Origin of the sequence: Streptomyces sp. WAC 01529, from assembly GCF_003945545.1 — a bacterium.
Lineage (GTDB): Bacteria > Actinomycetota > Actinomycetes > Streptomycetales > Streptomycetaceae > Streptomyces > Streptomyces anatolicus.
Genome location: NZ_CP029617.1, coordinates 2673499 through 2685337 on the forward strand (window position 1 = coordinate 2673499; position 11839 = coordinate 2685337).

The window sequence follows — 11839 nt, forward strand, 5'->3', positions numbered from 1 at the left end:
TACGTGAGGATGCGGATCGCGCGCGCACTTGTTCCGCGGAGCGGGACCCGGCGGCCCGGGGCGCCCGCCCCCGGTCCGCGAGGGGAAAAACGCACCCGGGGTTCAGTCTCCTTTGCCCCTTTTTCCGGTGATTGAGGTCACGGAAGATTGCTACGGAGCCACCGCGCGTCATACGGTCAGTGGTCGACTTCCCCCCATTCCCTCAATCTTCCCCGCCAGGAGCCCACGCCCGTGCCCTCTGCCGGACTCGCATCCCGACGCATCGTGCAGCTGTCAGCGCTGTTCGCGATGCTCGCGCTCTTCACGACCCAGCTCGTGAGCGCGCTGCTTCCCTACGTCCCGGTCTTCGTCGCCGCGGCCGCCGCGAACCTCGCGCTCGACATCTATCTGCAGTACAAGCAGCCGGGCCTCCTCTCGCTCCTTGGCAAGATCCGCTTCGACGTCACGGTCCGCCAGCTCCTGCGCGACATGCTGATGCTGGTGGGTCTGCTGCGCATCGACGGCATAGAGCCGCTGGCCGAGCAGTCGCCGCTGACGACCGCCCTGCTCGCCTTCTACGCCCTGCACTTCGGCTGCCAGGCCGTCGCCATACTCGTACGCCGTACCCGCGCGCTGCCGATCGTCACGCGCAACATCGACGCCTCCGCGCTGCACCTGACGGCCGCCCCGCCGCGGATCCTCTCGCGCCGCCAGGCCCACCGCCTGCTCACGTTCTCGGTGCCCACGACGGTCGGCCTGCTGCTCACCGCGGCCACCACCGACGCGTACTGGGGCGGCATCGGCCTCGGCATCTCCCTGGCGCTGATCGCCGGCGGCACCCTCTACCTCGCCACCTGGCTGCTGCCCAAGAAGCGGGCGAAGAACGACGAGCGGGTCCTGGAGTGGCTCGACCAGTGGCTGGCCGACTACAAGCCGACCGTCGGCATGTACTTCTCGGGCGGCACCACGTCCGCGTACCAGGCGAACATGTGGCTCTCCACGCTCTCCCAGCTCGACGGCAGGCCGCTGATCGTGCTGCGCGAGCGGTTCATGGTGCAGAAGATCGACGCCACGGACGTCCCGATCATCTGCTTCCCGAAGGTGGCGACGATGTTCTCCCTGGAGACGTCGACGCTGAAGATGCTGCTGCACCCGGCGAACGCCGCGAAGACCTCGCAGGTCCTGCGCATCCCGACGATCAAGCACGCCTTCATCAACCACGGCGAGAGCGACAAGCTGTCCTCCTGCAACCCGTACGCGAAGGCCTACGACGAGGTGTGGGTGGCCGGCCCCGCGGCCCGCGACCGCTACCAGCTCGCCGACATCGGCGTCGACGACAAGGACGTCGTGGAGGTGGGCCGCCCCCAGCTCTCCCCCATCCTGCCGTTCACGGGCGCGCCCACCGGCCCGTACACGACCGTCCTGTACGCCCCCACCTGGGAGGGCTGGGACGGCAACCCCGGCAACACCTCGGTGGTCCTGGCCGGTGAGAACATCGTCCGCGAGCTGCTCGCCGACCCGGGCGTGCGCCTGCTCTACAAGCCGCACCCGATGACCGGCTCGCAGGACCCGCGCGCGGGCGCCGCCAACGAACGCATCAAGGCGATGATCCTCGCCGCCAACGCCAAGCGCTCCGGCGCGCGCCCCGGCCCCGAGGCGGCGGCCGAACTGGAGCGCCGCACCGCGGCCCTGGACGAGCTGACCGCGCGGAAGTTCCGCAAGAGCGCGGACGAGCAGGAGCGGATGATGCTCCAGGGCTCCCCCGACGGCGGTCAGCAGGCCGCCGTGGCCGAGGCGATGGCCGCGTGGGAGGCCGCGTTCTGGGCCTCGTTCCCGGAGTGGGAGCACCAGATCGTCACGGGCCCGCGCCCGGCGATCTTCTCCTGCTTCAACCAGGCGGACCTGCTGATCAGCGATGTCTCCTCGGTCGTCTCCGACTGGCTGAGCAGCGAGAAGCCGTACGCCGTCGCCAACACGGCCGGGATGTCCGAGGCGGAGTTCCGCGCGAGCTTCCCCACGGTCTCGGCGGCGACGATCCTGACCCCCGAGGCGGACGGCATGGCGGCCCTTCTGAAGGCCGTACGCGCCCCGGAGCTGGACTCCCACGCGGAGGCCCGCGCCGAGCTGAAGGAGCACCTCCTGGGCCCCTCTGACCCGCCTTCCCTGGCCCGCTTCAACGCCGCGGCGCTCGCCCTGTGCGCCAAGGCCGACGCCCGCCGCGCCCGCATGGCCTCCCGCATCGACGCGGAGATCCCCGGCCAGCGCGTCGCGGAAGAGGCGGCGGAGGAGACGGCACAGGATCCTTCGGAGTCGAACGGCGCGGAGGACTCGGTCACCGCGTAAACACCTGAAGCATGCGGAAGGGGCCCCGGAGCAAAAGCTCCGGGGCCCCTTCTGTTACTGCTGTGGGCAATCGTTCCGCAGGGCGGAACGGGTGGGCACAGCCCCAAGCGCCGGGCGCCACCCTAGAAGGCAGCACCCCGGAACCCGCCCAGGGCGCCCCCGCCTAGAACGGCTCGAAGTCGTCGTAAGCCCGCTGCGCGTCGTCCCGCTCCGCCTCGCGGTCCTTGCGGCGCTGCGCGGCCGGCCGGGGCGCCTCGAGGCGGTGGTCCTCGCCACGGCGGCCCAGCATCTCCGCGCCGGCCATCATCGTCGGCTCCCAGTCGAAGACGACCGCGTTCTCCTCGGGACCGATGGCGACGCCGTCGCCCGCGCGGGCACCGGCCTTCATCAGCTGGTCCTCGACGCCGAGGCGGCTGAGGCGGTCCGCGAGATAGCCGACGGCCTCGTCGTTGTTGAAGTCGGTCTGACGGATCCAGCGCTCCGGCTTCTCGCCGCGCACGCGGTAGATGCCGTCGTCCTCGCGGGTGACGGTGAAGCCGCTGTCGTCCACGGCCTTGGGGCGGATGACGATACGGGTCGCCTCCTCCTTCGGCTTCGCGGCACGCGCGGCGGCGACCAGCTCGGCGAGGCCGAAGGACAGCTCCTTGAGGCCCTTGTGCGCGACGGCCGACACCTCGAAGACGCGGTAGCCGCGCGCCTCCAGGTCGGGCCGGACCATCTCGGCGAGGTCCTGGCCGTCGGGCACGTCGATCTTGTTGAGGACGACGATGCGGGGACGGTTCTCCAGGCCCGCGCCGTACAGCCGCAGCTCCTTCTCGATGACGTCGAGGTCGGAGACGGGGTCGCGGTCGGACTCCAGGGTCGCCGTGTCGAGCACGTGCACGAGCACGCTGCACCGCTCGACGTGCCGCAGGAACTCCAGGCCGAGGCCGCGGCCCTCGCTGGCGCCCGGGATGAGGCCGGGCACATCGGCGACGGTGTAGACGGTCGAGCCCGCCGTGACCACGCCGAGGTTCGGGACGAGGGTCGTGAACGGGTAGTCCGCGATCTTCGGCTTCGCGGCGCTCAGCACGGAGATCAGCGAGGACTTGCCCGCGCTCGGGTAGCCCACGAGGGCGACGTCGGCGACGGTCTTCAGCTCGAGGACGAGGTCCCGCGCCTCACCGGGCACACCGAGCAGCGCGAAGCCGGGGGCCTTGCGCCGGGCGGAGGCCAGCGCCGCGTTGCCGAGGCCGCCGCGGCCGCCCTGGCCCGCGATGAAGGTGGTGCCCTGGCCGACCATGTCGGCGAGGACGTTGCCCTCGCGGTCCATGACGACAGTGCCGTCGGGGACCGGCAGGACGAGGTCCTGGCCGTCCTTGCCGGAGCGGTTGTCACCGGCGCCGGGCTGGCCGTTGGTGGCCTTGCGGTGCGGGCTGTGGTGGTAGTCGAGCAGGGTGGTGACGTCCTGGTCGACGACCAGGATCACGTCACCGCCACGGCCGCCGTTGCCGCCGTCCGGGCCGCCGAGCGGCTTGAACTTCTCACGGTGAACGGAGGCACAGCCGTGGCCCCCGCTACCCGCGGCGACATGCAGCTCGACGCGGTCCACGAAGGTGGTCATGGTTCAGTGCCTCCAGAAACGAACGTGCAGGGATGTCTCTTGCGTAACACGCGAAAGGCGGACCCGCTTCCCCGCCGGGGAAGTGAGGTCCGCCTCGCGAAAAGAACCGATCAGGCGACCGGAACGATGTTCACGACCTTGCGGCCACGGTGGGTACCGAACTCCACCGCACCGGCGTCGAGCGCGAACAGCGTGTCGTCCTTGCCACGGCCGACGCCGGAGCCCGGGTGGAAGTGGGTGCCGCGCTGGCGGACCAGGATCTCACCGGCGTTGACGACCTGACCGCCGAAGCGCTTCACGCCGAGCCGCTGAGCATTGGAGTCGCGACCGTTCCGAGTGGACGATGCGCCCTTCTTGTGTGCCATCTTGTCTCAGTCCCTTACTTCGCAGCCGTGGGGATACCGGTGACCTTGATCGCCGTGTACTGCTGGCGGTGACCCTGGCGACGGCGGTAGCCGGTCTTGTTCTTGTACCGAAGGATGTCGATCTTGGCACCCTTGTGGTGGTCCACGACCTCGGCGGTGACCTTGATACCGGCCAGCACCCACGGGTCGCTGGTCACGGAGTCGCCGTCGACGACGAGCAGGGTCGAGAGCTCGACCGTGTCGCCAACCTTGGCCGTGGGAATCTTGTCAACCTCAACGATGTCGTCGACAGCAACCTTGTGCTGGCGACCACCGCTGCGCACGATGGCGTACACGCGGATCTCTCTCTCGCTCGGAACGGGACCCCCGCAGTCCAGCCACCCGCGAAAGCAGGCGGCCTCTCCCGACCCGGAAGCAGTGCCCGCGGTTCAGGAGGAAAAGGGTTTACAGGGGGCGGGCGTGCATAGGAACACGCCGACGGTCAAGGTTACGGGGCCCGCCCTGAAGGGTCAAACCGGGCCCCGCACCCCCGCTCACGTGGTCGGCTTCTCACCGTCCGGCGGCAGCGGCTTGACGCCCTTGCACAGGTCCGTCTTGTCGGCCGTGCCCGGCCAGGCCACGGCCCCCGTGCGGAGGAAGTGCGAGCGGTAGGTGTCGTGCACCGAGTCGTCGTCGACCTTGACGATCGCCTCGTCGTTCTCGCGCAGCGCGGGCGCCGTGTAGTTCTGCGAGCCGGTGAAGGAGACCTTGTTCCGCTTGCCGTCGTACATGCCGTCGATGAGCAGGTACTTCGAGTGGATGATGTAGGGCGTGATCAGCTTGGCGCCGGGGTTCAGCGGGTCCCTGTCGTCGTTGTAGCAGCGTACGGAGGGGCCGCCGGGCGTGTGGAGCTGCTCCCAGGTGCCGGGGGTGCCGCCCTGGCTCTTGGCGCTGTCCGTCTCGGCGTACAGGATGCTGACGTCGCAGCCGGCCTTCTTCAGGGAGACCAGCTTGTCGGCGATCTGCTTGCGCGTGATCTTGAAGATGGCGGCGCGGACCTTGGTGCGCTGCGTCACGCCCGCCGAGTCCCGGTAGGTGCACCGGATGTTGTTCATCACCGAGTACATGGTGTCGGTCTCGTTGACCGTGCCGTTGCGCGGGAAGAAGTACGCCTTGTAGCGGCCGCTGCTGACCGTGCGGTAGTCCCAGCCCTGCCACTGCTTGCCGAGCATGTCCGTGAAGTAGTCGGCGTACGCGTCGTACATGGCGGGGTTGTTCGGGAGCAGCAGCGCGTCGTTGAAGAACTTGGTGTGCGCGGACGGCGTCGAGTTCGACGTGGTCTGCACGACGACGTCCCTGGCGCCCTCGACCTGCGAGAACAGCCAGAACTTGTTGTGCATGATCGACTTGCCGTACCGCGGGTCGCCCAGGCAGGACTTCCCGGTCGGGCAGAGCGTCACGAAGGACGGCCTGGTCTTGCTCGTGCCGAGCGCCTGCATGAGGCGTGCGTACGAGGCGTTGGTGGGCCGGTCGCTCTTGCTGGTCTCGTCGAGCAGGACCTGGACGTGCACGCCGCGCCGCTTGGCGGCGACGAGCGCGTCGACGATCGGGGCCTCCCACACGTGGTAGACCGCGACCTTGATCGTCGACCCCGGCACCGCGGCGTTCGTCAGTTCGATCAGCCGGGTGCGGATCGCGTGCTGCTGGTCGACGCCGCCCTTCGGGTCGTTGAAGATCGGGCCCTCGGTCCAGGTGGGCGTCGGCGTCGTGTCCGCGGAGGCGGTACCCACCGACCCCGCGGCCTGGATCCCCGCCGCCGACAGGACCGTGGCCAGCGCCACGGCCTGGCGTCCGCCCTTGACCGGCTTCACCGCACGGTGCCGTCCCGTGCCTCGCAGGCGCGTGTGCGCCATCTGTCATCCCTCCCTGACGCGGGCGCGCCGTCTCCCCACACGCGCACTCACGTCGCTGTTCAACCGTCAGACCGCATGAGTTTTACAGGTGTTGCTCTTGTGCTCAAAGGCGAGGGTGGCCGCTTCACGCTTTCGAGCAGTGCGGGGCCGTTTCCCGGACACGGCGGTGCCCCCCTGCTCAGGCCGCACGGCCGAACAGGGGGGCACCGGTCGCGAAGGGGTCAGCCCTCGCTCGAGGCGTCGGCCGAGACGCCGGACGGCGTCTGCTCCGCCGCCGCGGCCTTCTTCGCCGTCGTCTTCGACGCCTTCTTGGCCGTCGTCTTCTTCGCGGCCGTCTTCTTGGCCACGGTCTTCTTAGCCGCCGTCTTCTTGGCGGGCGCCTTCTTGGCGGCCTTACGCGCCGTCTTCTTGGCCGGAGCCGCTTCCCCGGCCGGGGCCTCGGCCTCGGCAGCGGGCTGCTCCGGCTCTGCCTTCGCGGGCTCCGCCTTCACGGGCGCGGCCTTCTCCGCCGAAGGGACGACCACGACGGCCGCCTCCTCGGACGCGGTCGGCGCGGTGGCCTTGCGCACCGCGCGGCGGCGCGGACGGGCCGGAGCGGCGTCGGCGACGGGCGCCTCGGCCACGGGCTCGGCCACCGGCTCGGCGGCGGGCTCGGCCTTGGGCGCCGGGGCCACGACGACCTCGGCGGCCTCGGGCTCGGCGCTCTGCGCGGTCTTCGGCGAACCGGCGGGCGACGTCGCCTTGCGGACGGCACGACGGCGCGTACGTCCCTTCGGCGCGGCGTCCGCGGTGTCCGTGGCGACCGTGGCGTTCGCGGCGGGAGCCTCGGCCTGCGCCTCGTGGGCCTCATGCGCCTCGTGCGCCGCCTCGACGGCCTCCGGGGTGCCGACCATCGGGTCCTCGGCGGCCGGGGCCGCGGTGCGGGCGACGTCGGACTCGACGACCGGGACCTCGGCCTCGGCGGCCTCCGCCTCGGCCTTCGCGGCCTTCTCCGCGGCCCTCTCGGCCGCCTTCGCCCGCTTGCCCGACCGCTTGGAGGGCTCCGCCTTCGGAGCCTCCGGCGCCTCCTGCGCCTCATCAGGCACGGTCTCCGCGCGCGGGGCACCCGCGGGGGCCGAGGCCCGCCGCGTCGCCCTGCGCCGGGAGCGGCCACCGCGCGAAGCGGCGGCCTCGGCCTCGGCCGCGCTGCTGTACAGCTCCTCGTCGGGCACGAACTCGGGCTCGGGCAGCGCCACCGGAGCGGCGGCCTCCGCCGCGACCTCTTCCTCGGTCTCGATCACATCGGCATCGACGACGTCGGCCTCGTGCTCGTGGCCGTGCTCGTGGTCCTGGTGGTCCGCGCCGGCCCGGCCGCGCTTCTTGCGCTTGCCGCCACCACCTGCGGAGGTCGGCTGTTCCATGTGCACGATGACGCCGCGGCCGTTGCAGTGCACGCAGGTCTCGGAGAAGGACTCCAGGAGCCCCTGGCCGACACGCTTGCGGGTCATCTGGACCAGGCCCAGCGAGGTGACCTCGGCGACCTGGTGCTTCGTACGGTCGCGTCCGAGGCATTCGAGCAGGCGGCGCAGGACCAGGTCGCGGTTGGACTCCAGGACCATGTCGATGAAGTCGATGACGACGATGCCGCCCAGGTCGCGCAGGCGCAGCTGGCGCACGATCTCCTCGGCCGCTTCGAGGTTGTTCCTCGTCACGGTCTCTTCGAGGTTGCCGCCCTGACCGGTGAACTTGCCGGTGTTGACGTCGACGACGATCATCGCCTCGGTCTTGTCGATCACCAGCGAGCCGCCGCTCGGCAGCCAGACCTTGCGGTCCAGGGCCTTCGCGAGCTGCTCGTCGATCCGGTACGTCGCGAAGACGTCGACCTCGGACGTCCACCGCGAGAGGCGGTCGGCCAGGTCGGGCGCGACGTGCGAGACGTATCCGTGGATGGTCTGCCAGGCGTCGTCACCGCTGACGATGACCTTGGAGAAGTCCTCGTTGAAGATGTCGCGGACCACGCGGACGGTCATGTCCGGCTCGCCGTAGAGCAGGCCCGGCGCGCTCGTGGAGGCCGCCTTCGACTTCTTCTGGATCTCCTCCCACTGACCCTGCAGACGCTCGACGTCACGGCGCAGCTCGTCCTCGCTCGCGCCCTCGGCGGCGGTGCGCACGATGACGCCCGCGTCCTCGGGGACGATCTTCTTGAGGATGGTCTTCAGACGCGCGCGCTCGGTGTCGGGCAGCTTGCGGCTGATGCCGGTCATCGACCCCTCGGGGACGTAGACCAGATAGCGGCCGGGCAGCGAGACCTGGCTGGTCAGGCGGGCGCCCTTGTGGCCGATCGGGTCCTTCGTGACCTGTACGAGGACCGACTGGCCGGACTTGAGGGCGGACTCGATGCGGCGCGGGCCGTTGGCCATGCCGAGCGCCTCGAAGTTGACCTCACCGGCGTACAGGACCGCGTTGCGGCCCTTGCCGATGTCGATGAACGCGGCCTCCATGGACGGCAGCACGTTCTGGACCTTGCCCAGGTAGACGTTGCCGACGTAGCTGGTGGCCTGCTCCTTGTTGACGTAGTGCTCGACGAGCACGTTGTCTTCCAGGACGCCGATCTGGGTGCGCTCGCCGTTCTGGCGTACGACCATCACGCGCTCGACGGCCTCGCGGCGCGCCAGGAACTCGGCCTCGGTGATGATCGGGACGCGGCGGCGGCCCTGCTCGCGGCCCTCGCGGCGGCGCTGCTTCTTGGCCTCCAGGCGGGTCGAGCCCTTGATGGACTGGACCTCGTCGGCGCCGGTGCCCAGCTCGCGCTCCGGGTCCTTCGCACGCCGCTCGCGCGGCTCGCGGACCTTGACGACCGTGCGCTCGGGGTCGCTGTCGCCCGGCTCGCCCTCGGGGGAGTCACCGGCGCGACGGCGGCGGCGACGGCGCCGACGGCTGCTGCTCGAACCGGAGCCGCCGTTGTCCGAGGCCGAATCCTCGGTGTCCGCGCTGTCGTCGGCGTCCTCGGCGTCCTCGGCGGTCTGCTCCGCGGTGTCCTCGGCGTCCTGCTCCGCCTGCTCGGCGGCGGTGTCGTCGTCGGACTCGGCTCCGGCGTCGTGCTGCTCGCCGTCCTGGTCGGCCAGGTCACCGCGGCGACGGCGGCGGCCACCGCGACGGCGCCGACGGCCCTGGCGCTCGCCGGCCTCCTCCGCGTCGTCATCGGAGTCGGCCTGCTCGGCCGCGGTCTCCTCGGCCTCTTCGGCGGGCTGCTGCTCGGCGGCCTTGGCGGGCTCCCGCTCCTCGGCGGCGGGCTGCTCCTCCGCGGCCCGACGGCGGCGGCGACGGCGCGGGGACGTCTCCTCCTCCGCCACGGGGGCGGCGGGCTCCTCGACGACGGACTCCTCCGCGGCCTCGGCGGCGGCCGCGGCCGCGGCGCTCTCCGGGGTCTGGAACATCGGCGCGGCGAACACCGGCGCCTGGAAGACGGCGACGGCGGGACGTGCGGGCTTGCGGCCGTTGCCCTCACCGGAGGCGTCGGCGCTCTGTGCCTTGCGGGCCTTGTGACCGGCGGGCGCGGAGAATCCGACGGCCGCGGTCTTACGGGTGGCGCGGCGGCGACGGCCACGGGGGGCGTCGTCCTCCGCGGGCTCGGCTTCCTCGACCGGCGCGGGCTGCGCGGACTGCGCGGGCGCCTCCGCCTCGGCCTTCTCGTCAGCCTTGCCGGGCTTGTCGGCCTGCTCGGCGGCCTGCGGCGCACCGGCGGGCGCGGAGGCCCGACGGCTGGCACGGCGACGCGCACGCGGCGCGGGAGCTGCCTCCTCGGCCTCCTCAACGGCGGGAGCCTCGGCGGGCACGGCGACCTCAGCGGCAGCCGAAACGGCCTCAGCCACCTCGGCACCCTGCGGCGCACCGGCGGGCGCGGAGGCCCGACGGCTCGCACGACGACGCGCACGCGGCGCCGGAGCAGCCTCCTCGACCTCCTCGGCCTCTTCCGCAACGGGGGCGGGAGCCTCGGCAGGCTCCGTCACCTCAGCGGCCTGCGGCGCACCGGCGGGCGCGGAAGCGCGACGGCTCGCACGGCGACGCGCACGGGGCGCGGGAGCTGCCTCCTCGGCCTCCTCAACGGCGGGAGCCTCGGCGGGCACGGCGACCTCAGCGGCAGCCGAAACGGCCTCAGCCACCTCGGCACCCTGCGGCGCACCGGCAGGCGCGGAGGCGCGGCGGCTGGCACGACGACGCGCACGCGGCGCCGGAGCAGCCTCCTCGGCCTCCCCGGCCTCCTCGGCAACAGGCGCGGGAGCCTCAGCGGGCTCCGTCACCTCGGCGGCCTGCGGCGCACCGGCGGGCGCGGAAGCGCGACGGCTCGCACGGCGGCGTGCACGCGGCGCGGGAGCCGCCTCCTCGGCGGCGGCCACCTCGTCGGTCTCCTCGACCTCTGAGACGTCCGCGGAGACGTCCCCGGTGATGTCTTCGGCGGCGGGGGTGGCCGGTATGGCCGGGGCCGCGGCCTCCGTGGTGCCCGCGGGCGGTCCCGCGGGACGCGACGCGGCGCGGCGCCTGCGGCGCGGCGGCAGAGTGTCGCTGGGGGTGTTGTTCTGCGAGCCCTCAGTGGGTTCGGTCGGCTCAAGCATGCGGGCGGTTCTCCCGTCACGCTCCCGGGCGCCGCGCCTTGTCCGTGATGTCCGCGGCTCGCGCTAGATGCGCGGGGCCGCCATCCGGGGGCGTGGGCGCCGCACGGGAGCTCTCTATGTCTTGTCTCGCCGGTTCCGTACGCCCAAATGCGGACGGCCTGGCGAAAGTCTCGGTCAGTGCGCTGCCCGACCCAGGTGGCTCCCGAGTACAAGGGCTGCGCTTCGACGTACGTCCCTCAGCGGGGGCCTTCCGGCGCCGGCGCCTTCGCGGCGGCAGATACGGCGGCCGTGGGTGGGGCGGCCGTGACTGCCTCGCGGTCGGGCGCGAGCGGGTCGGTCACCGTGCCGGTCTCTTCATCGAAAAGCCCCTGCGCCAGCCTGGTCACCGCTGCGGGGACCGGCGGCGCCAGGTCGGCCACAGCTCGGAGACCGGACAGGACGTCGTCAGGTCGTACGGCAGGTGTCACGTGCCGAACAACCAGCCGCAGTATCGCACAGGGCTTGTCGCTCGGCCTATCAGTGCCGCGCGCGGCCGCCTCACCATCGGTGACCGCTTCCAGGCTCACGACGGCCTCGCGCGCGTCGAAGGTGCGCATGCCGCTCTTCGTGCGGCGCTGGACCTCGACCTTCTCGGCGGCGCGGAACACCTCCGCCGCCTGCTGTGCCCGCGCGGGCTCCACGCCGTCGAGGCGCAGCTCCCAGACGGAGGCGGTCAGCCGGTCGGCGAGGCCCGAGGTACGGGACTCGACGGCGTCGGTGATGTCCAGACCGTCCGGCAGCGACTCGTTCAGCAGCTCGCGCAGCTGGTCGGGGTCGCGCGGCGCGGTGAGCGCGATCTCCAGGTACTCGGCCTCACTGCCCGTGCCGGTGGGTGCGGCATTGGCGTACGACACCTTCGGGTGCGGGGTGAACCCCGCCGAGTACGCCATGGGCACCTCGGCGCGGCGCAGCGCACGCTCGAAGGCGCGCTGGAAGTCACGGTGGCTGGTGAACCGGAGGCGGCCGCGCTTGGTGTAGCGCAGGCGGATGCGCTGCACCGCGGGTGCGGGCGGCGGGCCTTCGGGC

General features: G+C 71.9%; 7 protein-coding genes. 1 reads left to right on the top strand and 6 read right to left on the bottom strand.

Annotated features, from left to right (window positions below; genetic code table 11):
- Nucleotides 1-231 precede the first annotated feature (231 nt).
- Complete coding sequence (locus tag DMA15_RS11950; protein WP_125512750.1) at nucleotides 232-2322, top strand: hypothetical protein; 2091 nt, start codon at nucleotides 232-234, stop codon at nucleotides 2320-2322.
- A gap of 163 nt (nucleotides 2323-2485) precedes the next feature.
- Here DMA15_RS11950 and obgE read toward each other — a convergent pair whose 3' ends face one another.
- The 6 genes from obgE to DMA15_RS11980 all read right to left on the bottom strand — a co-directional run bounded on the left by obgE (nucleotide 2486) and on the right by DMA15_RS11980 (nucleotide 11811).
- Nucleotides 2486-3925: a GTPase ObgE gene (obgE, locus tag DMA15_RS11955; RefSeq protein WP_125512751.1), complete on the bottom strand. Its 1440-nt coding sequence runs from the start codon at nucleotides 3923-3925 to the stop codon at nucleotides 2486-2488.
- A gap of 110 nt (nucleotides 3926-4035) precedes the next feature.
- The gene (gene rpmA, locus DMA15_RS11960; RefSeq protein WP_010986870.1) at nucleotides 4036-4290 is read right to left on the bottom strand and encodes a 50S ribosomal protein L27; all 255 of its coding nucleotides are present in this window, start codon (nucleotides 4288-4290) and stop codon (nucleotides 4036-4038) included.
- 14 nt (nucleotides 4291-4304) lie between these two features.
- A complete protein-coding gene (rplU, locus tag DMA15_RS11965; RefSeq protein ID WP_028813461.1) occupies nucleotides 4305-4625 on the bottom strand; it encodes a 50S ribosomal protein L21 in 321 nt (106 codons plus the stop codon).
- 198 nt (nucleotides 4626-4823) lie between these two features.
- Nucleotides 4824-6182 carry a phospholipase D-like domain-containing protein gene (locus DMA15_RS11970; protein WP_125512752.1) on the bottom strand — a complete coding sequence of 453 codons (1359 nt, stop codon included), beginning with the start codon at nucleotides 6180-6182 and terminating at the stop codon, nucleotides 4824-4826.
- Between the two features lie 221 nt (nucleotides 6183-6403).
- Nucleotides 6404-10774 (bottom strand): Rne/Rng family ribonuclease, encoded by a 4371-nt coding sequence (locus tag DMA15_RS11975; RefSeq protein ID WP_125512753.1) that lies wholly within the window; start codon nucleotides 10772-10774, stop codon nucleotides 6404-6406.
- A 236-nt stretch (nucleotides 10775-11010) separates the two neighbouring features.
- A complete protein-coding gene (locus DMA15_RS11980; protein WP_125512754.1) occupies nucleotides 11011-11811 on the bottom strand; it encodes a TIGR03936 family radical SAM-associated protein in 801 nt (266 codons plus the stop codon).
- Nucleotides 11812-11839: the final 28 nt, after the last annotated feature.